At 67.7% G+C, this 19,596-nt stretch carries 23 protein-coding genes; all 23 read right to left on the bottom strand.

The features are described 5' to 3' along the window. Nucleotides 1–159: 159 nt before the first annotated feature. Complete coding sequence (locus tag DU478_RS04505; RefSeq protein WP_114509761.1) at nucleotides 160–4,083, bottom strand: baseplate multidomain protein megatron; 3,924 nt, start codon at nucleotides 4,081–4,083, stop codon at nucleotides 160–162. Further along, a complete protein-coding gene (locus DU478_RS04500) occupies nucleotides 4,084–4,527 on the bottom strand; it encodes a C40 family peptidase (RefSeq protein WP_114509760.1) in 444 nt (147 codons plus the stop codon). Next, nucleotides 4,524–5,411: a DUF2163 domain-containing protein gene (locus DU478_RS04495; protein ID WP_233501110.1), complete on the bottom strand. Its 888-nt coding sequence runs from the start codon at nucleotides 5,409–5,411 to the stop codon at nucleotides 4,524–4,526. Before DU478_RS04495 ends, DU478_RS04500 begins: the two co-directional genes overlap by 4 nt. Next, nucleotides 5,411–6,043, bottom strand: coding sequence for a DUF2460 domain-containing protein (locus DU478_RS04490; RefSeq protein WP_114509758.1), 633 nt, complete (start codon nucleotides 6,041–6,043; stop codon nucleotides 5,411–5,413). Before DU478_RS04490 ends, DU478_RS04495 begins: the two co-directional genes overlap by 1 nt. 32 nt (nucleotides 6,044–6,075) lie before the next feature. Further along, nucleotides 6,076–6,729 (bottom strand): phage tail tape measure protein, encoded by a 654-nt coding sequence (locus DU478_RS04485; RefSeq protein WP_114509757.1) that lies wholly within the window; start codon nucleotides 6,727–6,729, stop codon nucleotides 6,076–6,078. Beyond that, the gene (locus DU478_RS04480) at nucleotides 6,722–6,925 is read right to left on the bottom strand and encodes a rcc01693 family protein (RefSeq protein WP_114509756.1); all 204 of its coding nucleotides are present in this window, start codon (nucleotides 6,923–6,925) and stop codon (nucleotides 6,722–6,724) included. The genes DU478_RS04485 and DU478_RS04480 overlap by 8 nt, the downstream gene beginning before the upstream one ends. Next, a complete protein-coding gene (locus tag DU478_RS04475; protein WP_114509755.1) occupies nucleotides 6,912–7,247 on the bottom strand; it encodes a gene transfer agent family protein in 336 nt (111 codons plus the stop codon). The genes DU478_RS04480 and DU478_RS04475 overlap by 14 nt, the downstream gene beginning before the upstream one ends. A gap of 3 nt (nucleotides 7,248–7,250) precedes the next feature. Further along, nucleotides 7,251–7,667: a phage major tail protein, TP901-1 family gene (locus DU478_RS04470; protein WP_114509754.1), complete on the bottom strand. Its 417-nt coding sequence runs from the start codon at nucleotides 7,665–7,667 to the stop codon at nucleotides 7,251–7,253. Nucleotides 7,668–7,728: 61 nt separating this feature from the next. Further along, nucleotides 7,729–8,136, bottom strand: a complete 408-nt coding sequence (locus tag DU478_RS04465; RefSeq protein WP_114509753.1) for a DUF3168 domain-containing protein — start codon at nucleotides 8,134–8,136, stop codon at nucleotides 7,729–7,731. Continuing rightward, nucleotides 8,133–8,471 (bottom strand): head-tail adaptor protein, encoded by a 339-nt coding sequence (locus tag DU478_RS04460; protein WP_114509752.1) that lies wholly within the window; start codon nucleotides 8,469–8,471, stop codon nucleotides 8,133–8,135. Before DU478_RS04460 ends, DU478_RS04465 begins: the two co-directional genes overlap by 4 nt. Then, entirely contained in the window at nucleotides 8,468–9,061 is a 594-nt protein-coding gene (locus DU478_RS04455; protein WP_114509751.1) for a head-tail connector protein, read from the bottom strand. The genes DU478_RS04460 and DU478_RS04455 overlap by 4 nt, the downstream gene beginning before the upstream one ends. Nucleotides 9,062–9,227: 166 nt before the next feature. Further along, a complete protein-coding gene (locus DU478_RS04450; protein ID WP_114509750.1) occupies nucleotides 9,228–10,403 on the bottom strand; it encodes a phage major capsid protein in 1,176 nt (391 codons plus the stop codon). A 33-nt stretch (nucleotides 10,404–10,436) separates the two neighbouring features. Then, complete coding sequence (locus DU478_RS04445; protein WP_114509749.1) at nucleotides 10,437–10,979, bottom strand: HK97 family phage prohead protease; 543 nt, start codon at nucleotides 10,977–10,979, stop codon at nucleotides 10,437–10,439. Nucleotides 10,980–11,106: 127 nt separating this feature from the next. Beyond that, nucleotides 11,107–11,334: a GTA head formation protein, RCAP_rcc01685 family gene (locus DU478_RS04440; RefSeq protein WP_114509748.1), complete on the bottom strand. Its 228-nt coding sequence runs from the start codon at nucleotides 11,332–11,334 to the stop codon at nucleotides 11,107–11,109. After that, on the bottom strand, nucleotides 11,327–12,511 hold the full coding sequence (locus DU478_RS04435) for a phage portal protein (RefSeq protein ID WP_114509747.1): 1,185 nt from the start codon (nucleotides 12,509–12,511) through the stop codon (nucleotides 11,327–11,329). The genes DU478_RS04440 and DU478_RS04435 overlap by 8 nt, the downstream gene beginning before the upstream one ends. A gap of 203 nt (nucleotides 12,512–12,714) precedes the next feature. Next, the gene (gene ftsZ, locus DU478_RS04430) at nucleotides 12,715–14,379 is read right to left on the bottom strand and encodes a cell division protein FtsZ (RefSeq protein ID WP_114509746.1); all 1,665 of its coding nucleotides are present in this window, start codon (nucleotides 14,377–14,379) and stop codon (nucleotides 12,715–12,717) included. A 171-nt stretch (nucleotides 14,380–14,550) separates the two neighbouring features. After that, nucleotides 14,551–15,885 carry a cell division protein FtsA gene (ftsA, locus tag DU478_RS04425; protein WP_114509745.1) on the bottom strand — a complete coding sequence of 445 codons (1,335 nt, stop codon included), beginning with the start codon at nucleotides 15,883–15,885 and terminating at the stop codon, nucleotides 14,551–14,553. Then, nucleotides 15,882–16,754: a cell division protein FtsQ/DivIB gene (locus tag DU478_RS04420; RefSeq protein WP_233501109.1), complete on the bottom strand. Its 873-nt coding sequence runs from the start codon at nucleotides 16,752–16,754 to the stop codon at nucleotides 15,882–15,884. The genes ftsA and DU478_RS04420 overlap by 4 nt, the downstream gene beginning before the upstream one ends. Further along, nucleotides 16,742–17,620, bottom strand: a complete 879-nt coding sequence (locus DU478_RS04415; protein ID WP_233501108.1) for a D-alanine--D-alanine ligase — start codon at nucleotides 17,618–17,620, stop codon at nucleotides 16,742–16,744. Before DU478_RS04415 ends, DU478_RS04420 begins: the two co-directional genes overlap by 13 nt. Before the next feature lie 126 nt (nucleotides 17,621–17,746). After that, the gene (gene murB / locus DU478_RS04410; protein WP_114509742.1) at nucleotides 17,747–18,676 is read right to left on the bottom strand and encodes a UDP-N-acetylmuramate dehydrogenase; all 930 of its coding nucleotides are present in this window, start codon (nucleotides 18,674–18,676) and stop codon (nucleotides 17,747–17,749) included. Nucleotides 18,677–18,744: 68 nt separating this feature from the next. After that, a complete protein-coding gene (locus tag DU478_RS04405; RefSeq protein WP_114509741.1) occupies nucleotides 18,745–19,014 on the bottom strand; it encodes a hypothetical protein in 270 nt (89 codons plus the stop codon). 53 nt (nucleotides 19,015–19,067) lie between these two features. Beyond that, nucleotides 19,068–19,322 (bottom strand): DUF2484 family protein, encoded by a 255-nt coding sequence (locus DU478_RS04400; RefSeq protein WP_114509740.1) that lies wholly within the window; start codon nucleotides 19,320–19,322, stop codon nucleotides 19,068–19,070. Continuing rightward, the gene (locus DU478_RS04395; protein WP_114509739.1) at nucleotides 19,319–19,573 is read right to left on the bottom strand and encodes a DUF2484 family protein; all 255 of its coding nucleotides are present in this window, start codon (nucleotides 19,571–19,573) and stop codon (nucleotides 19,319–19,321) included. Before DU478_RS04395 ends, DU478_RS04400 begins: the two co-directional genes overlap by 4 nt. Nucleotides 19,574–19,596: the final 23 nt, after the last annotated feature.

Genomic DNA, 19,596 nt, shown 5'->3' with positions numbered 1-19,596 from the left:
TCAGAGAGCACGAGAGACAGCGTCTCTCGTATCGCCCGGTCCGGGCGATACTGCTACGCCGATGCGCAAGCGCTTCGGGAGGTGTCTCTCGAACCGTCGTCTAAAAGCGATCCACCGTACGTGCTGCATCGACCTCGGGCCGACGATCCGTCCAGAAGATCACGGCGCGGCGTCGAAGGACATCCGCGCGAAGGGACCCGGACCGTAGCGCGCCGATATCTGCGCCACCGCGATCTCGACCGCGCCCTGCGCCAGGTCGGCCGCCTGCTGTGTCGCGCCGTAGGTCCAGGACGGTGCCGTGACGTCGACCTCGCGCAGCACCGTCTGGCCGCGCCGCACCCGCACCAGGTAGGCCTCGCGCTCCTCGCCCAGCGGCACTTCGGCACCGTCCCAGCTGTCGCCGTCGAGCCGCGTGCGGCGGATCCACTCGATGCGGTGGCCCTCCCCCACCGGCGTCGCCCGCAGGTGTGCCGGCGCATAGGGGCGCAGGCCGTTTCCGTCGAAGGCATGCACCTGGTAGGTGTAGCTCGGATCGTCGAAGCTGCGCCGCGCCGGACCAATTCGGAAATGCCGCGCCACCCGCCGCATCGCGGCCGCAAGGTCGATCTGCACCGGCACCTCGTTCAGCTGCACGACAGTCGACCCCGGCGCCCAGACCTCGGGCATCAGCCCGTCCGACCCGAACTGCCCGCGCAGCCGATGGCTGAGCTGCCACAGCCCGTCATCCACCATCTGCGCATCGCGAAACTGGAAAATCTCCCAATTGTCCGGGCTGCCGTCGCCGATGGCCGCCATGTTGCGCCCCGCCAGAAGCCCTGGATCGGTCGTGCTTTCCATCTGCCCATGCAGCATCCGCACCTGCAACCGGTCACCGCGGTCGATCCGCCCCGCCGGCGCATGGAAGAGCGCGGTTTCGGTCACCCCGACGCTGGCCTGCGCGGCGATGATCTGGTTCAGCGCGTAATCCGCATCGAGCGGCGCGTCGTAGACCGCGACGCTGCCGGGCCAGGGGTCGGCCAGGATCGCCAGATGCGGCGCATGCGGCACCTCGTCCCCGGTCATCAGCGGCAGGTCCAAAAAGATCGGTTCGACCGGCACTGCTGGGATAAAGGACCGGAGGTCTGCGCCCTCGTCGGGAAAGGTGGCGGGCAGGTAGGTGTCGGGCTCGATCCGAACCGCCTCGATCAGCTGCTGCCCGGTGACCTCGACCCGGTCGATGCGCGCCAGCGTCGGTCCTCTGTCCGACGGCAGCGACACGATGTCCCCCGCCCCCAGCGCCAGCTGCGACGGCGGCAGGGCGAATTTCAGCGTGTCGCGCGCCAGCCGTGCTTCGCTCAGCCAGCGTTCCAGAGTTTGCCGCCCCTCGGCGCGGGTCAGCGACAGCGCCAGGTCGCTTTCGGCCACGGCATGGGTCTCGTCGTCGGGCAGCACCGTTTCCTCGGCGACGATCCGGTGATCGCCGTCCGCCTCGACGAAGCGCAAGCGCACGCGGCCCGCCATCTCGGCTTCGGGGCCTCGGGTTTCCTGGATGCGACCCTCCACCTCCGGCGTGACCGCCAGCAACTCAAGATCAACCGGCGTCGCCCGCAGGCCGGTGCGCATGCGAAAGACCAGTTTGCCGCCGCGTTCGATCGCGTCGAAGCCATAGGCCAGCATCAGCGGCTGGATCGCCCGCCGTGCATCGGCCACCTCTGTGACGGCGTAGCCGCGTACGAATCCGTGCAACTGGCTCACGTCATAGTCTCGCAGGCCCGCCCGTTCGCAGATCTCGGCCACGACCGAAGCCAGCGTGCGCCCGGCAATGCGCCCGGTGATCCAGTGCCCGCGACGATAATTTCCGCCATCGCTCCAGAGCGTGTCGTTGCCCGGGAACCACGGATAGGGCCGCGCGTCCCAGGTCCAGACGAAGGCGCGCGACATGTCCAGCATCCGGCCTTCGTAGAGCTCGGCCGCCGGGTTGTTGGCCGGGTCGGACCAGTGGCTCAGCATCGCGCGCAGATATTGCCGCTGGATCAGCGGATCGCGCTGGCCGTCCGAGAAATACGGCAGCGCCGATTCCGAGGATTTGGGATCGACGAACTTGTTGGGCTGGTTGGTGCCCTTGTCGACCGCCGGGCAGCCCAGTTCGGTGAACCAGATCGGCTTCGACCCCGGCAGCCAGTCGGTGGGCTGTGCCTGCCGCACACCGCCGATGCGCTCGTAATGGCTTTGCGACCACCAGTTGCGGATGTCCTTGTAGCGGAACACCCACGCCTCGTCATGAGCGCCGTCGGTGATCGGGTCGCGGCGCTGGAAATCCCGTGCTTCGGGAGAGCTGTAGTACCAGTCGAACCCCTCGCCGCCCTCGATATTGGCGCGCAGGTAGTCGGCGTTGTAGATCGACTGCCAGCCGGCATCCGCATGGGCGTCGCCATCTCGCCAATCCGACAGCGGCATGTAGTTGTCTATGCCGACAAAGTCGATTTCCGGATCGGCCCAGAGCGGATCGAGGTGAAAGAAGACATCGCCCGACCCGTCCCGCGGCTGGTGGCCGAAATACTCGCTCCAGTCCGCGGCATAGCCGATCTTGACCTCCGGCCCAAGGATCGCGCGGACCTCGGCGGCAAGATCGCGCAGCGCGGCAACCGCGGCAAAGCCCGCGGCCCCACGGATTTGTGTCATGCCGCGCATTTCCGACCCGATGCAGAACGCCGCGACTCCGCCTGCCGCACGGCACAGGGCCGCGTTGTGCAGAATGAACCGCCGGTAGCTCCATTCCTCGGGGCCGGTGTAGCCCACGGTGGTCTGCCCGACAGCGCCGGGAAAATCCTGCGCCGACGCGCTGCCGAAAAACGCCGCGACCTCGGCATCCGCGGCGGCCGTGCCATCGGGCGACCCGTCACGCCCGGGCGCCACGCTCAGCGTGATGCGCCCGCGCCAGGGCAGCGGCGGCTGGTCCGCGGCGCCGGTATAGGGGTCCAGCAACCCGTTGCCCGCCATTTGATCCATCAGGATGAACGGATAGAACATCACCGCCTGGCCCTGCTCGGTCATCCGCCGGATGGCCTGGATCACCGACTGGTCCGTGGGCGTGCCACCATAGACCGGCCGGCCGCCCTGCTTCGGCACATCCTGCGCCGCCGCGCGCGTAAGCCCCGACACTATCCAGGGCATGTTTGCGCCGTCGAACTGCTTTTGTTCTACCTTCGGACGCAGGCGGCATTCGCCCACGCGCAGGTCGTCGCCGAACCAGCTCACCACCAAGGACACCGCGCCGCAATTCGGCGCCTCGTCCTGCAACTGGCGCAGCGAGACGTTGAAATCCGGTTCTTCGGCGGGCGAATTGACATTGGCCAGCCCGCTCGAGCCCTTGCCGTACTTGATCACCGCCGGTTCCGTGGCCAGCGCATATTCGCCGGTGCCTGGGATCATCGCCACGCCGCGCACCGCGCGGGTGACATCCTCGGGGTCTGACTGGTCGGGCCGGGTCACTTCGAAGTTGAACTGCGGGATGCGGTTGCCGAAGGCCGCGAGCTGCAGATCCTCTATCACAACATAGGCCGTGCCGCGATACGCCGGGACCGTACCGGTACCTTCGACCGCCTCGATCTTGGGATCGGGCAGCTGGTCGCGACTGCCGGTATAGACCCGCATGTTGAGGTCGCGCAGTGGGATCTCTGCGCCATCCGCCCAGACCCGGTTGACCCCGGTGATCTCGCCCTCGCAAAGCGCCAGCGCCAGGCTCACAGAATAGCTGTAGCTCTTGACCTTGGGCTGGCTCGGCGCGCCCTTGCCGCCGCCGCCCCCGCCGCTCTTCTTCACATGCTCGCGAAACTCGGTGGACCAGATCACGTGGCCGCCGACCCGCATCCGCCCGTAGACCTGCGCGATGGCGGTGCCTTCGCCCGCGCCCGTGAGGCGGAACCGGTCGACCCGGCCGGTCTCGACCGTCTCGGCGCCCTGCCCCATCAGCCGCTGGTCCAGCGCCCGGCCCAGCGTCGCGCCGACGAACCGGCCCACCGCGACCGAGGACAAGCCCAGGACCGAACCGCCCAGCGACCCGCCGACAGCCGCGCCAACCGCGGAAAACAGGATCGTCGCCATTCAAAGAACCTCCGTTGGAAAGGCGAAGCGCGCCGCGATGCGCCGCCGCCAGGGCGCGCTGAGCGCGCTTTCGATCACCCCGTGGCCGGAATAGGCATGCACAAAGGCCGCCGCCGCCCCGGTGTCGGATTGCAGCCCAAGGTGCTTGGCCACCGACCCGTCGCGCATCCGGAAGAGCAGCACGTCACCGGCCGCCTCGTCCCCGCGCGGCTTGGGCCGCAGGTGCCGCCGGGCCGCGATCCACAGACGCTCTTCGCCCTGCGGTTCGGACCAGTCCATGGTGTAGGCCGGCACCGCCTCGGGCTCCGCCCCCAGCACCTCGCGCCAGACGCCGCGCAAGAGCCCAAGGCAATCGCTGCCCGCCCCACGCCTCGAGGCTTGGTGCACGTAGGGCGTGCCGATCCAGCCGCGCGCAGCGGCAACGATGCGTTGGCCTTGACTCATCGGCGGCTCCCACCGGACTGGCTCTTGGCATTGGTGGGGTGGACCATCAGCCAATCGTCTTCGGGAATGTCCGGGAAGCCCTGAAAATTCAGCAAGTTGTTGAACTTGAGCCGACAGGTCTCGAACCGCTTGTCGCAGCCCGCAACGATCCGCACCACGTCACCCGCCTGCAGGTCTGCCCGCAGCGGCTCCCAGAGCTCGATCACCCGCGCGCCGGTGCCATCGACCCGGTCGCGTTTGATCGTGCCGCTCAACCCCTTGGCAGCGCCGCTCAGCACCTCGGCCCGCCCGCGCTGGAACCAGTCGGCCTCGAAACCGCTCAGCGGCCCGAAATTCAGCACACGCGCGCCATCGGTCTCGACCAGGGCCGCCTCGTGCGTATAGCCCGGCACCGTCACGGCAAAGCCGCAGCGCGCATCCCCCAGCACGGCGGTGCAGGGTTTCTGGAACACCCGCCCCACCGGCCGGTTCAGCGCCTCGGACAAACCGCGCAACTCGGCGTGAAACGCCCCGCCCGAGCGGCGGATTTCCCCGATCGTGCCGCGAAACAGCACCTGCCGCTGCGCCACGTCCTGCCAGTTCACCAGCCAGGCGGTGACCGTCGCACCGTCGAACCGCCCGGCCTTGATATCGTCCTCGCGGATCGCATCGGAGCTCAGGCCGCCCATCGCCTCGGTATTGTCCACCGACAGGCCGGTGCTCTGCTGCAAGGCCATCGCCGTGAGGCCGGTGTCGGCACGAAACGTCAGCCCGTCGAAGACAAGGTCGCCGTCGTGATCGGTGAAGCCCAGCCGCAGCCCGTCGGTGCGGGTCACCTCCCAGGCCCGGGCCACGCTGGTCAGGCCGGTCCGCAGATGCGCGGCGAGATCGCTGTTCATCTCCATCAGACCCGCACCTCGACCACCGGCACGTCCGGAACCTCGCCCGCCTGGAAACTGGCGACGCTGGTGCGGATGCGGTCGGCGTCGAACCGCACCGGCACGTCGAATTCGAACCCGGCGCTGATCTCGACTTCGGCCACCGGCGGATGCGCGAAGGTGATGACGCCACTGGAGGTGTCGACCTCGTAATCGAAACCCTCGCGCTGTTCGTCCGACTGGATACCGGCCCGCACCGTGCCTGCCACCGGCTTGGTGATCGGCCGCTGGTAGGCCACCCCGCCCGAGCGATAAATCTTGGTGAGCTGGAACTCCGTCCGCACCCCATCGGCGATGGCGATGACCTGGTCGTCGTAACGAACCTTCCCCGACGGCTTGCAGGATTTGAAGTCCGACCAGTCTTTCCAGCGGAACCCGTAAAGCTGCCCGCGCCGCGCCTCGAAAAAAGCGATCAACTCGGCAATATCGTCGAGCGAGCGCATCCCCAGCCCGGCGTCATAACGGCGGCGGGCGTGTTGCCACGGCGTGTTGCGCTCTTCTGAACCGTTGGTCAGCGTCACCACGTCGGTGCGCCGCTCCGGGCCGCCCATGGACCCGAAGCTCAGGCTCGCCGGGAATTGAACTTCGTGAAAATTCATGCCTGTCTCCTTGGCTCGGCCGTTGGATCGGATCAGCGGTTGCGCGCGCCGCGGCTCAGCGCCCGGCCCATCTGCGCCGCGATCTGGCTCTGGCTGCGCTGGAAACCCTGCACATCCGGCGTCTGTATGTTCATCACCACGGTCACCGGCCGTCCGCCGCCCTGCGCGCGCACGCCCAGCGACCCGTCCGGTCCACGGCTCAGCGGCATGATCGCCTCGGGCCCCGCCTCGCCCATCAGGCCCATGCCGCCACGCATTGGAAAGGTCGTCGGGCCGCTGACCACGCCACCCGTGGCAAACGGCACCACCCTTCCTTGCGAGAAGCCGCCGCCTTTCTCGAACCCGGTGAACCCGCCGAAGAGCGCCGACGCACCGGCGCTGAACAGCCCGCTGACGTGATCCGCCACCGGCTTCACCGCCGCGCGATACGCCGTGTCGATCAGCGACTTCGCCACCAGGTCCAGCGCGCCCGACAGCTTCATGCCGTCCAGGACCACCCCGTCGATGGCCCGGCTCAACCCGCGGCTCAGGCTGCTTTCCAGCTTCGACACGTTGCGCCCGGTGTCGGAAAATGTCTGGTGAATACGCGTGAGTTCAGCATTGAACCCCTGCGCCATACCCGCAGCGCCACCAAGCGCGGTCTCCAGCGCCTGCACCTGGTCTTCCATGGTCTCGACTTCAGTCATCGCCCGTTTCCTTGATCCTGTCCGGATAGGCCGCCACAAGCTCATCGAGCCGCGCCCGTCCCATCGGCGCCGCGCCCGAGCTTTCGCCCAGCAACAGCTGCAATTCCGCCGGTGTCAGCGCCCAGAACTCTTCCGGGCGCAGACCCAGCCCGCGCATTCCAGCGCGCATCAGGACGGGCCAGTCAAAGCCCGTCATCGGCCCCTGCCCCAGGCAGCATGAAGGCCCGCGCCAGCAGCTCCGCCGCCGCCCGCGCTGCAGCCATCGGCCCGCCAGCGATCTCGGCCTGCAAAAGGTCCGTGCCGCGCCCCTGCCAACCCGCACCGCGCAACCCCGCGACCACCAGCGCCAGCACATCGCGGCTGCTGAACGCGCCGGACTCGAACCGCTGCACCAGATCGACAAGCGACCCGCTTTGCAGCTCCGCCTCCAGCTCCGCCAGCGCGCCCAGCGTCAGCCGCAGCGTCTGCGGCTTGCCGTCGATCACCAGCTCGACCTCTCCGCGCCAGGGGTTGACCATGGCTCAGACCGCCTCCACGAAGACCAGCTGCCCCGCCGAGGCCAGCGACACCTCGTATGTGGCCTCGCCGTTGTGCGACCCGCCGTATTCGATGCTGGTCAGCTGGAAAGCGCCCTCGACGGTGCCGAAATTGGGGATGATGATCTGGAAATCCGGCGTCTCGCCGTCGAAAAAGATCTGCCGGGCGCGTTCGTCCGTGTCGGCATCGCGAAAGACCCCCGAGCCCGAGATCGCGGCGCTCTTGACACCCGCCCCGGTCAGCAGCTCGCGCCAGCCCCCGGCGCTGTCGAGGGTCGTCACGTCCACGGTCTCGGCGTTGAAGGTCACGCGCGTGGCGCGCAGCCCCGCCATGGTCTGGAACTGCCCGTCGCCGGTCAGGTCCACCTTGACCAAAAGGTCCTTGCCATTCTGTGCAGGCATTGCGTCTCTCCTCGAGTGCAGGGCGGACGATGCCGCCGGTCAAAATCCTCCGCCACGCGGATCAGTCGTCGCTCACGCGGGCGCGGAATGTCATCTCGATCCGCCGCAGCCCGCCGCTCTCTCGACGTGCCCGAGCGCGCAGGAACCTCAGACTCACCAGGCTGCCGCGGCTCAGGCTCAGTGGCGCATCGACCAGCGCATCGCTGACCTCTGCGGCCGCGTCCTTGGCCGCCTGGAACCCCGCGCCTTCCGTGATCACCGCGACGGTGAAGTCGTGCCAGGCGCCGCCGCCGCTGCCGTCCGAGGCGTCGCGGACCTTTTCGGCACCCAGCGTGACGTAAAGCTCGGGCGGCGTCCCCGCCGGCAGCGCATCGTAGATATGCCCGCCCGTCAGCGTCATCAGCGCATCGACGGACGCCAGGCGCTGATAGACCGCGGCCTGCAGCGCCGCCGTGTTGCCATAGCTCATGCCGCCACCTCCTCTTGCGCATAGCAGGTCAGGTACCGGCCCTGCGCATCTGCCTCGGTCACCGCCTGGATCGCCCAGAGCCGCACGCCCAGACGAAACCTCTGCCCCGGCTGCGGCCGCGCGCCGTGGCCCTGCTGCGCGCCGCGCACGACGATGCGGTAGTTCGCCGTAGCAAGCGCCCCCGCCTCGCCGGTACTCTCGCGCCCGCTGCGCGGCAACAGCGCCGCCCAGACGGTGCCCATCTCGGTCCAGGAGGTCGTCCAGCCGCCCGCGCCATCGGGGCTGGTCTCGGGCGCCTCCAGAACCAGCGCGTGCCTGAGATCGGGCCGCTTCATGACGCGAACCCGATGCGCATCGGCTGGTAACGGGCGATCAGGCTCGAGACGCCGAAGGGCATGCAGCCCTGCGCCAGGGCGGTTTCATCCCGGTACTCGTGGTAATGCGCCGCCAGCAGCAGCACCGCCTGCGCGAGATCGGCGGGCAAGTCGCCCAGATCGGCACCGAACCCCGCCTCGAACCGCACCTCGACGGCCCCCGCCGTGGGCACCTGCGGCAAGGCGGTGCCGGTGGGCAGCAGACGCGGCGCCGACGCATCCCGCTCCAGCCAGTAGTGCGCCGGATCGACGACCTGCGACACGCCCAGCCGGTCCACCAGCGCGACCTCGGTGATCGCCGTGACCGGCGCCAGCGGCAGAACCTGCGCGGACGGATCGCCCCAGGCCGTAAGCGTCAGCAGAAAACCACGCGAAATCAGCGCCTTGCCAGTCCGCACCTCGATCGCCGAAACAGCCGCCCGCAGAAAGGCGATCAGAACCGGGTCCTGCAGATCGTCCTCGGCAAAGCCGGTTCCCAACCGCAGGTGACGCTTGAGGACATCCAGCGGAAGCGCCGCGTCGGGGATCGTCGTCTCTTCGACTAACATCATCTTTCTTCTCCGAAATCCCATCTCCGCTCCGACAACGGAGCCTAGGTGGGCACGCACCTCTCACGTTGTTCGGACGGAGGGGCAGCTAGACAACGCAAGCTGTCACTCGGTGCGCGCCCCATGACGGCGGATCCCGAGGAACCCGCCGCCATGTTCACGGTCCCGCCTACGACACGGCGCAGCGCAGCAGCTTGATCGCGGCGAAATCGCTGACGTCGCCACCGACGCGCTTGGTGGCGTAGAACAGCACATGCGGCTTGGCGCTGAACGGATCGCGCAAAACCCGCAGGTCGGGACGCTCGGCGATCGTGTAGCCGCTGCCGAAATCGCCAAAGGCGATGGCATCGGCGCCGCTGGCGATGTCCGGCATGTCTTCGGCGATCAGCACCGGATACCCCAGCAGACGCGCCGGCTCCCCCGCGGCAAAGCCATCGGACCACAGGTGACGGCCGTCCGCATCCTTGAGCTTGCGCAGCGCCCCCGCGGTCTTGGAGTTCATCACGAACGTCGCACCGGCGCGGTACTGCGCCCCCAGCGCATAGACCAGGTCGATGATCGCGTCGCCGTCACCGACGCCGCCATCGACGCCGGTGGGCACGTAGCCGATGTTGCCCCAGGTCCAGACATCGTTGTCGACCGTGTCGTGATCGAGGTAGCCGCGCGGCTTGTCGACGCCGTCGCCGCTGACAAAGGCCGCCGCCTCGGCACGGGCGAACTTGTCGGCGATGCGGCCCGCAAGCCAGGCCTCGATGTCGAAGGCGCTGTCGTCCAGCAGCCGCTGGCTGGCCTTCGGCAGCGCGTTGAGCTCGTAAAGCGGGATCGAGATGCGCTCGATGGTCGGCGTCCCGGTCTCCGTCGTCGCGGTCGTTTCGTCGGCCCAGCCCGCGCCTGCGTCGTTGCGGTCGATCAGCACGTCGAAGGACGACGCCTCGACGTTGACCACGTTGGCGATGGCCCGGATCGAGGCAGTCGCCGCCAGCACCGATTTCACCGTTTCCGCGGTCACCGGATCGACGAGATAGCCGCCCTCGCTGTTGACGGCAGTGCTCAGCGCCTTGCCTTCCAGCTCCAGCCCGCGCATCCCGTCATCGTCACCGGTGCGCAGGTAGGCGTTGAACGCCTTCTGGTGAGGCGCCTCGGTGTCAGCCGAGACAGACAGCGCGGGGCGCGTCGCGGATTTCCGATCAAGCATGGTCAGTCGCTCTTCCTGTTGTTGAAGCTTTTCGTAAAGGTCGGCCCGCAGGCCCTTGATATCCCAGACAAGTCCCGCCACGGCGGTGCTCACCCGGGTGAACGGAGACGAATCTTCCCCGTTCCGAGAATGGATCTCGGCTGTACTCATCGAGTTGGTCCCGTTGTTAGGGGCGCCGCGGCCTCAGCCGCCCGCCATCTCCCGGCGCGCACCTTCCAGCGCCTGCGCCAATTCACGCAGCGCGGCATCCGCCGGGCTCTCGCCCTTGGCCGCCACCCGCGCACTGGGCAGCATCGGGAAGGTCACCAGCGACACCTCCCAAAGCTCCAGTTCGGTCAAGAGCCTCTGGCCCTTGTCGTTCTTCGTGGCCCGCACCGTGCGATAGCCGATCGACAGCCCGTCGATCGCGCCCGCCGCGATCAGCGCCGCTGCCTCCCGGCCCCGCGCCACGCTGTCGAGCAGACGCCCCTTGACGTACAGGCCGCGCGCATCCTCGCGCACCTCGTCCCAAATGCCGATGGGCTGCGCCGGATCGTGCTGCCACAGCATCTTGACCGCCCGGCCTTCGATCCCCAGCCGTTTCAGCGAAGCTCCGTAGGCCCCGGCATGCACCACGTCGTTACCCTGGTCGCAGGCACCGAACAGGCTGGCATAGCCCTCGACCTTCAACCCGTCCTTGACGGTCAGCTCGCCGCCCGTCGGGCAAAATTTGCGCTCAAGTTCCATGTTTCGTCCTTTCATCCGCCCTCGGGCACGTTTTCCTCGAGGAAAACGGACCGGAAAATTCGAATTTTCCGCGCAAGACTTTCCCCGGAAAGTCTTGGCAAAATTCCCGTGGAATTTTGGACCCCGCTCAGGGCACCACGTCCAACACACTCTGAAGCGCCTGCGCCAGGATCACCCCGACGATGCCGTAAACGGTGAGCCACAACCGCCGCTCCAGCCGCTCCATCAGCGCCTCGATCCGGTCAAGCCGTGCGGTCAGGGTTTCGAACATCACCGCGCTCACCCGTTCATGCGCCTCGAGCCGCAGGCCCGGCGCGCATTCGAAGGCTTCGAATCCCGGCCGCGGCTCACCCATGATCCGCCTCCAGCACCGGCAGCCCCAGAAGCACCCGCTTCTCCGCCGCCGTCAGGAAATTGGCGCCCGCGATCCGCGCCCATTGCGCATCCCGCTCGGCCGCCAGCGCCGGCACCTTGTCGAGATCCGGCCCGAGCTCCAGCGCCTCGCCCAAATGCCCCGACAACCACTCGCCCAGGCGCGCCGTGACCCGCGTCGCCAGCGGCAGGACCGTCAGGCGGTAGAACGCCCGGTGCGCCTCCTGGTAGTTGGCGAATGTCGCCTCGCCGGGAATTCCCAGCAGCATCGGCGGCACGCCGAAGGCCACCGCGATCTCGCGCGCCGCCGCTTCCTTGGTTTTCTGGAATTCCATGTCGGCCGGCGAAAACCCCATCGGTTTCCAGTCCAGTCCGCCTTCCAGAAGCATCGGCCGCCCGGCATTGCGCGCGCCCTGGTGATGGGTCTCCATCTCGCTGACCAGCCGCTCGTACTGGTCCCGGCTCATGGTGCCCTGCCCGTCGGCAGACTGGTAGACGATCGCCCCCGACGGCCGCGCCGCGTTGTCCAGCAATCCCTTGGACCAGCGCGAGGCGGCATTGTGGACGTCCAGCGCTTGCGCCGCCGCCTGCATCGGGCTGAGCCCGTAATGGTCGTCCTGGGGATGAAAGCTTTTCACGTGACAGATCGGCGACACCGTTCCGGTCACATCGAACCGGTGCTTGCGCCCGCCGACACTGTATTCATAGGCCACCGGCCAGCCATCGCGCCCCGGCACCAGCCGCATCCGGTCCGACCGCAGCACATGCAGTTCCACCGGCACGCCGCTTTCGCCGCTCACCGCCTCGACATAGCCGTCGCCGGACAAGAGCAGCTGGCCATAGAGCGCCTCGAGCAGTTCCGCCCGGCCTTGCCCGGCGTTGGGCTGCTGCACCAGCCGCATCAGCGGATGGGTTTCGTAGCGCTGCCGGGCATCCTGCAACACCAGCGGCAGTGCCGCCGCGGCTTCAGCGATCAGCTTGACCGCCCGGAATGCCACCGGATTGCCGATGAAACCGGTCTTGCTCAGCGACACGGTGTCGCGCGCCGACCAGGCCACGCGGCCGGTCGAAAGATGCGCCACCACCGGCCCGGTGGCCGAGGCCTTTGCCTCGGGCACCTCCGCCGAGGCTGCCTGCTGCCGCAAGAACTGAAATACCATGCCGTCGCTCCTCGTATTGCCTGGCCGGGGCGCCCGTCCCGCCATGGGCCGCATCAGCCCGCCTTCGAGAAGCAATCTATGGAGCCAGCCTTAACGCCGGCTGATGTCACCGCACGGTGCGGCGCGACCCTTCGCAACACCACATACGCAAAGCGCCCCCGGATCTCTCCGGAGGCGCTTTCATGTCGTCGAAAGGGTTGGGCTCAGTTGGCCTGACGCCGCAGGAAGGCGGGGATCTCGATCCGTTCCTGATCCGGATCGGCTTCCGGCTCGATCATCGGATCGGGCTGGCGGCGGGCCTGCACCGGCGGCTGCTGGCGACGCGGCGCCGGGGCGGCGGCCTCCTGGCCGTGGCCGGTCATGCGATTGATCAGGCTGTTGATGCCGAACCGCGGCTTTTCGCCCTCGTGGGCAGGCTGGGCTGCGGCGCGCGGCTGCTGCGCCGCGGCCTGCGGCTGCTGCGGACGGGCGCGGGACGCCGCCTGCTGCAAGCGGGCCAGGGCCTCGGGCGACGGGGTGCCGGGCGCCGGTGCGCGCGGCGCGACAAAGCTCTCGGCCTCGGCTTCGATCTCTTCTTCGCGCGGCTGGAACGCAGCGACCTGCGGCTTGTAGGCCGGCGGCGGCAGACCGTCGTCGGCGGTTGCGGCGTCGTCCTGCGCATCGTCGAAGATGGTTTCCATCTGCTCGTTCGCGGCATGACGCTCGGCGCCCATCCCCTCGAACAGCGAGGGCTCGTCCTCTTCGTATTCCGGCTCGGCCCGGCGCGCGGCGACCTGCGGGCGCTCCTGGACCGGTGCGGGCGCAGGCTCCGGCGCCTTCTCGATCGCGGCGGCGGGCGCCTCGGCCTGGCGCAGCGGCTGTGCCAGGGACCGGCGCGGCACCGGAATCTCGGTGTTCACGTCGACCGCGTCGATGCCGGTGGCCACGACCGATACGCGCATCCGGCCTTCCATCGTGTCGTCGAGGGTCGAGCCGACGATGATGTTGGCATCGGTGTCCACTTCCTCGCGGATGCGGTTGGCCGCCTCGTCCAGCTCGAACAGCGTAAGATCGTGCCCGCCGGTGATATTGATCAACACACCCTTGGCCCCGCGCAGCGAAATCTCGTCCAGCAGCGGGTTGGCGATCGCCTTCTCGGCGGCCTGGATCGCGCGATCCTCGCCGTCGGCCTCGCCGGTGCCCATCATCGCCTTGCCCATCTCGTCCATCACCGCGCGCACGTCGGCGAAGTCGAGGTTGATGAGGCCCGGACGCACCATCAGGTCGGTCACGCCCTTGACGCCCTGGTAAAGAACGTCGTCGGCCATCGAGAAGGCCTCGGTAAAGGTCGTCTTCTCGTTGGCGAGACGGAACAGGTTCTGGTTCGGAATGATGATCAGCGTGTCGACGACCTTCTGCAGCGCCTCGACGCCGTCCTCGGCCTGCTTCATCCGCTTGTTGCCCTCGAACTGGAAGGGCTTGGTCACGACGCCGACGGTCAGCACGCCCAGCTCCCGCGCGGCCTGCGCGATGATCGGCGCCGCTCCGGTCCCGGTGCCGCCGCCCATCCCGGCAGTGATAAAGCACATGTGCGCGCCCGCCAGATGATCGACGATCTGTTCGATGCTTTCTTCTGCGGCAGCGGCGCCGACGGAGGCCCGTGCGCCTGCGCCAAGACCTTCGGTGACCTTCACGCCCAGCTGAACCTTGCTGGTGGACTTGGACTGCTGAAGCGCCTGCGCGTCGGTGTTGGCGACCACGAAGTCGACACCATCCAATTCCTTGTCGATCATGTTGTTGACCGCGTTGCCACCGGCACCGCCTACGCCAAACACCGTGATCCGGGGCTTCAAGTCTTCTTGTCCGGGCACCGAAAGGTTCAAAGTCATGATCTGTCCGCCTGCTGTTATGGCCCGTTCAGGCCTTTTATGCACCTATTCCCGCACAGTATTAACGATTTCGGCCCTTTTCGTCACGCGAAAAACGTCCGATTAACACCATATATGGCATTTTTTTGACGTGCGCCTGCGGGATATTGCCGACACATCAAGATATCGTTGTTACCAGTTGTCACGAAACCATTTTACCGCTTTCATAATCGATCTGCCGGCGTAGCGTTCGACCGGAATTTCGAAATCCCACCACTCATCCTGCGGGTGAGCGGCGAAAAGACACAGCCCGACCGCGCTTGCGAATCCCGGTCCGGTGGCCGCCTGCGGCAGCCCGTGCACCCGCAGCGGCCGACCGAGTCGCACCTGTTGTCCAAGGATTTTCGACGCCAGCCCGTCCAGCCCCGGAATCTGGCTGCCGCCACCGGTCAGAACGATCTGCTGGCTGGGCAGGTGTTCGAAACCGGCCACGTCGAGCCGCGCGCGCACCTCTTCGAGGATTTCCTCGACCCGCGGCCGCATGATACCGATCAGCTCGGCGCGGCTGACCGTACGACGGTCGTGATGCCAGTCGCCGGTGTCGCCGCCGATCTCGATCATCTCGCGGTCATCCATGCCGGTGGCGACGACTCCGCCGTAAAAGGTCTTGATCCGCTCGGCTGTGGCCATCGGCACCGACAGCCCCATGGAAATGTCGCCGGTGACGTGATCGCCGCCCATCCGCACACTGTCCGCATAGATCATGTGCTTTTTCATGAAGATCGACACACCGGTCGCGCCGCCGCCCAGGTCGATGCAGGCCGCGCCCAGCTCCTGCTCATCCTCGACAAGCGACGAGATGCCGCTGGCATAGGCGGAACTTGCGATACCGGCCAGTTCCAGGTCGCAGCGCTTCACGCAATGTGCGAGGTTCTGGATCGCCATGGCATCGACCGTCAGCATGTGCATGTCGGTGCTCAGGGTCTGCCCGATCTGTCCACGCGGATCGGCAAGGCCCGACCGGTGGTCCAGCGCAAAGTTCACCGGCTGCGCATGCAACACCTCGCGCCCCGGACTGAAATCCGGCACGTCGCAGGCGCTCAGCACCCGGGCGATGTCCTGCTCGCTGACCATCGTGTCGGCGATATCGACCTTGCCCTCCAGCCCGTAGCTGCGCGGCTCGGCCCCCGAGAAACAGGCGATGACGTGATCCACCCGGACCTGCGCCATCTTCTGCGCCGCCTGCACCGCGGTGCGAATGGCGCGCTCGGTTTCGCCCATGGCGTCGATCTCGCCGAAATGCACGCCGCGCGACCGTGTCGTCGCCGCCCCGATCACCCGGAACCCGGATTGCCCGGCCAGCGACCCGATGCCGTCGGTTTCGAGGCTGCGGTCGGTGCCGTCAAACCTCAGCACCAGGCAGGCGATCTTGGAACTGCCCACGTCAAGGATCGCGATCACGCCCCTTTGCATCGCCACCTTGCGCATGTTGCGCATGGCCCGCTGGGATTCATATAGTTCGATCATTCCGTTCTGTTCCCTACCTCGATCGACGTGATCCGCCACCATTCCTGCACCGCGTGGCCGTTCATCCGCAGCGTCGGACGCTGCGGCAGCCGCAGGTCGACCGTCGCCAGGTCGCGGGCCAGCATGTCTACCGCCTGGTCCATCGCAATCGCCCGCTCGAGCGCCAGCACAGCGCCCTCCTCGGGCAGCTGGATGCGCTGCTGGCGGTCCAGCACCACGTCCCAGCGCCGCGCACCGACCCGTACGAATCCCCGCAACCGCGGCCAGAGCGGCCGCGCCGCTTCCAGCAACGCACGGGCTTCGGCCACATGCCCATCCGCCCCCCGGCCCGCGATCACCGGCAGGTCCGGGTAATCGCCGCGCGCGGTGGCGGGGCCGACGTAGACGCCGCCCTTGTCCAGCATCAAAAGCCCTTCGGAGGTCCGCCAAAGCGCCGCCGGTACGCGTTCGGTCACTTCGACCTGCAGCACCCCGCCCTGCCGGATGCGCAGCCGCGCGCTCTCCACCGCGTCCAGCGCCACGACCTTCGCGCGCATCGCATCGAGGTCGAGGTCGAAGGACGACACCGGGAACCGCACCGGCAGAACCGTGCGAATATCGGCCGAGACGCTTTCGCTCGCGCCGTCGACGGCCATCAGCTTGACCATGAATTCGGGGCGCTGCTCGATGGCCGCGCGGGCATCGGCAATGACTCCGTGGAAAGCGTCGCGATTTTCCGGGATCGAGAACCACCAGGTCGCGCCGCCAAAGGCCACCGCAAAGGGCAGGCCCACCCGCAGCAGCAGCCGGTAGGCCGGCGTCAGCATCACCCGCTGCAGGCGATAGCGCAGCTTCGACGGGGCGGGGTCCGGTCGGCTCACCTGTTGCACGAGGCATCCTCCACCATCCAGGCGCACATCTCGCCGAACGAGATGCCGACGCATTCCCCCTGCTCGGGGCTCAGCGAGGTCGGGGTCATTCCCGGCTGCGTGTTCGTTTCAAGCAGTACCAGCCCCGCAAGGCCCTTGCTCTCGTCCCAGCGGAAATCCGTGCGACTCACGCCCCGGCACCCCAGCGCCGCGTGTGCGCGCAATGCGTAGTCGAGGCAGGCGTCGAAAATGTCCTGCGGGATTTCGGCGGGCACCACATGGCGCGACCCGCCGGGCTTGTACTTGGCATCGTAATCGTACCAGCCGTCGGTCAGGATATCCGTGACTGTCAGTGCCCGGTCGCCCATCACCGTGGCGGTCAGTTCGCGCCCCGGCGCGAAAGCCTCGACCATCACCGTCCCGGGCATGTCGTCCGACAGCTGCGGCGGGCCGTTGGCGGCCTCCTGCACCAGGTAGACCCCGACACTCGATCCTTCGTTGTTGGGCTTGACCACGTAGGGCGGCGTCATCACGTGCCCCGCCATGACCTGAGACTTGGGTGCCAGTAGGCTCTCCACCACCGGGAGACCGACGGCGCGGTAGACGTCCTTCGACCGTTCCTTGTCCATCGCCAGCGCCGAGGCCAGCACGCCGGAATGCGTGTAAGGCAGCCGCAGCCATTCCAGCACACCCTGCACGCAGCCATCCTCGCCCCAGCGTCCATGAAGTGCGTTGAAAACGGCGTCGGGCGCGGCGTCCTGCAAACGCGTCACGAGGTCGGGGCCGGCATCGACCTCGATCACCTCGTATCCCTGATCCCGCAAAGCAGCGGCGCATTCGCGCCCAGAGCTCAACGACACCTCGCGCTCGGCCGAGGGTCCGCCCATCAATACCGCCACTTTCGGGAATGCCCTGCTCGACATCCCAAACCGCCTCAATGTCCCGGGGCTTTGCCCCTTGTTCTTGGTTGCAACCTGCCTGTGGTCGCTCTTTTCTGCCGGGCGTTTTCGCCCTTATTCCTGCGCCGGTTCCCCGATGCGCATGATTTCCCAGTGTAACTCTATTCCGCTGTGTTGGAAAACCTTTTTTCGCACCTCTTCGCCCAATCCCTCCAGATCGGCCGCCGTGGCCGTGCCGGTGTTGACAAGGAAGTTCGAGTGCATCTCGCTCATCTGCGCCCCGCCCCGGCGCGCGCCGCGCATGCCGGCGTCGTCGATGACCTTCCAGGCCTTGAGATCCTGGCTGTCATCGGCGCGCCCCGTGCTGGAAAACCCCGCCGGATTGCGGAAAGTGCTGCCCGCGGTGCGGTCTTTGGTCGGCTGGCTGGCATCGCGGCGGGCCAGCTGATCCGTCATCTTGTCGGCCAGCGCGTCCGGATCGCCCGGCACTCCCTCGAATGTCGCCTCGACAATCACCCAGCCCTCGGGCAGTCGGGTCTGCCGATAGGCGAAATCCAGATCCTGCGCCGTCACGGTGACCAGCGCGCCCTCGCGCGTCACCGCCGTCGCCTCGACAAAGACATCCGCGACGTAAGAGCCGTAGCAGCCGGCGTTCATCCGCACCGCGCCGCCGACCGACCCGGGGATCGTGCGCAGAAAGGTCAGGTCCACCCCCGTCTCCGCCGCGCGCCGCGCCACATGCGCATCCAGCGCCGCCGCTCCGGCCGTCACGCGCGTTCCCTCGACCTCGATCGCGTTGAACCCCCGCCCCAGCCGAATGACCACCGCACGCAAACCGCCGTCCCGCACGATCAGGTTGCTGCCGACCCCCATGGGAAAGACCGGCACCTCAACGTTCAGGCCGCCCAGGAAGGTACAAAGGTCCTCGACATCGGCGGGCTGGAACAGCACATCCGCCGCTCCGCCCACGCGCAGCCACGTCAGCTCCGACAGCAGCTTTCCGGGCGTCAGCCGCCCCCGGGTCTCGGGCAGATCATGGATCATGCCGCCCTGCTAATCCGCGGGGGCGGCGGTGGCAAGCCCCGCGCCGCCCGATCCGGGCCCGGAACGGATCATGCCCCGCCCCGCCTGCGCCGCAACCAGCCCAGCAGGGCGCCAAGTCCGCCGCCCAGCAGGACCGGCGCGCAGATCAGCGTCGCGAAGATCGCATAGCCGATCCCGTCCCAGCCGGTCTGCTGCCGCCCGGCCCAGATCGCCCAGGCCGCCGCCGCCACGACCATCAGCGCCGCCGCCAGGACGACAGCGCCAAGCCGCTGCAAGAGCGCCCAGCGCGCCACGATCAGCGCCGCGACGAAACAGACAAGAGGCAGGACATAGACCATCGCCGCCAGTCTGCCCCATCGCGCAGCGGCCGATCAACAGAAACCGTAGGACCTCAGGCGCCGCGCCCCACCCGTGCCTGCAGCCAACGCCAAAGATAGCGGACCGGCCAGCGCAGAACGGACATGCCCGCCGCCAGCGCCAGCAGCCCGATCCAGGGTCCGTTTTCCCACGTGACGTAGCCCAGCAGCGGAATGCCCAGCGCGATGAGGATATAGGCCCGCGTCCAGTGATGATCCCGCGACGGGATCATCGCCAGCACGTTCGCCGACAGCGCCCAGAGCAGGGCCAGGATCAACGAGGTATTCATTCCGGCCTCTCCGGCTGTGCCCCGCGCAGGCGGGCCAGGAAATATTTCAACGGGTTGCGGAACATCGACACGACCGCCGCAAGGCACAGGCCAAAGACCGCGCCGCCGTGCACATGGCCCAGCCAGGCCAGCAGGACCGGCGCCGTCACCAGCAGCGCCAGCCCCGGCACGTATTGCCGCCGCATCGGCAGCAATGCCGTAAGGGTCGCGGCAAGCACCCAGAAACAGGCCGTGACCAGCGCCGCGCTCATGGCACGAGCCCGATCTTCATCTT

Origin of the sequence: Thalassococcus profundi, from assembly GCF_003344785.1 — a bacterium.
Lineage (GTDB): Bacteria > Pseudomonadota > Alphaproteobacteria > Rhodobacterales > Rhodobacteraceae > Puniceibacterium > Puniceibacterium profundi.
Note: the sequence above shows the minus strand (reverse complement) of the source record. Positions and strands in the feature narration are given on the sequence as shown.

What these genes read in the sequence shown, in the direction of transcription:
- DU478_RS04435 (WP_114509747.1), bottom strand. Translation starts at nt 12,511, where the DNA reads ATGGTATTTCAGTTCTTGCGGCAGCAGGCAGCCTCGGCGGAGGTGCCC.
- DU478_RS04400 (WP_114509740.1), bottom strand. Translation starts at nt 19,322, where the DNA reads ATGAATACCTCGTTGATCCTGGCCCTGCTCTGGGCGCTGTCGGCGAAC.
- DU478_RS04395 (WP_114509739.1), bottom strand. Translation starts at nt 19,573, where the DNA reads ATGAGCGCGGCGCTGGTCACGGCCTGTTTCTGGGTGCTTGCCGCGACC.
- DU478_RS04475 (WP_114509755.1), bottom strand. Translation starts at nt 7,247, where the DNA reads ATGGTCAACCCCTGGCGCGGAGAGGTCGAGCTGGTGATCGACGGCAAG.
- DU478_RS04445 (WP_114509749.1), bottom strand. Translation starts at nt 10,979, where the DNA reads ATGGAACTTGAGCGCAAATTTTGCCCGACGGGCGGCGAGCTGACCGTC.
- DU478_RS04495 (WP_233501110.1), bottom strand. Translation starts at nt 5,411, where the DNA reads ATGGAGATGAACAGCGATCTCGCCGCGCATCTGCGGACCGGCCTGACC.
- DU478_RS04485 (WP_114509757.1), bottom strand. Translation starts at nt 6,729, where the DNA reads ATGACTGAAGTCGAGACCATGGAAGACCAGGTGCAGGCGCTGGAGACC.
- DU478_RS04440 (WP_114509748.1), bottom strand. Translation starts at nt 11,334, where the DNA reads ATGGGTGAGCCGCGGCCGGGATTCGAAGCCTTCGAATGCGCGCCGGGC.
- DU478_RS04500 (WP_114509760.1), bottom strand. Translation starts at nt 4,527, where the DNA reads ATGAGTCAAGGCCAACGCATCGTTGCCGCTGCGCGCGGCTGGATCGGC.
- ftsZ (WP_114509746.1), bottom strand. Translation starts at nt 14,379, where the DNA reads ATGACTTTGAACCTTTCGGTGCCCGGACAAGAAGACTTGAAGCCCCGG.
- DU478_RS04415 (WP_233501108.1), bottom strand. Translation starts at nt 17,620, where the DNA reads ATGGGCGGACCCTCGGCCGAGCGCGAGGTGTCGTTGAGCTCTGGGCGC.
- ftsA (WP_114509745.1), bottom strand. Translation starts at nt 15,885, where the DNA reads ATGATCGAACTATATGAATCCCAGCGGGCCATGCGCAACATGCGCAAG.
- DU478_RS04505 (WP_114509761.1), bottom strand. Translation starts at nt 4,083, where the DNA reads ATGGCGACGATCCTGTTTTCCGCGGTTGGCGCGGCTGTCGGCGGGTCG.
- DU478_RS04455 (WP_114509751.1), bottom strand. Translation starts at nt 9,061, where the DNA reads ATGATGTTAGTCGAAGAGACGACGATCCCCGACGCGGCGCTTCCGCTG.
- DU478_RS04450 (WP_114509750.1), bottom strand. Translation starts at nt 10,403, where the DNA reads ATGAGTACAGCCGAGATCCATTCTCGGAACGGGGAAGATTCGTCTCCG.
- DU478_RS04490 (WP_114509758.1), bottom strand. Translation starts at nt 6,043, where the DNA reads ATGAATTTTCACGAAGTTCAATTCCCGGCGAGCCTGAGCTTCGGGTCC.
- DU478_RS04460 (WP_114509752.1), bottom strand. Translation starts at nt 8,471, where the DNA reads ATGAAGCGGCCCGATCTCAGGCACGCGCTGGTTCTGGAGGCGCCCGAG.
- DU478_RS04465 (WP_114509753.1), bottom strand. Translation starts at nt 8,136, where the DNA reads ATGAGCTATGGCAACACGGCGGCGCTGCAGGCCGCGGTCTATCAGCGC.
- DU478_RS04405 (WP_114509741.1), bottom strand. Translation starts at nt 19,014, where the DNA reads ATGGTCTATGTCCTGCCTCTTGTCTGTTTCGTCGCGGCGCTGATCGTG.
- DU478_RS04480 (WP_114509756.1), bottom strand. Translation starts at nt 6,925, where the DNA reads ATGACGGGCTTTGACTGGCCCGTCCTGATGCGCGCTGGAATGCGCGGG.
- murB (WP_114509742.1), bottom strand. Translation starts at nt 18,676, where the DNA reads ATGATCCATGATCTGCCCGAGACCCGGGGGCGGCTGACGCCCGGAAAG.
- DU478_RS04470 (WP_114509754.1), bottom strand. Translation starts at nt 7,667, where the DNA reads ATGCCTGCACAGAATGGCAAGGACCTTTTGGTCAAGGTGGACCTGACC.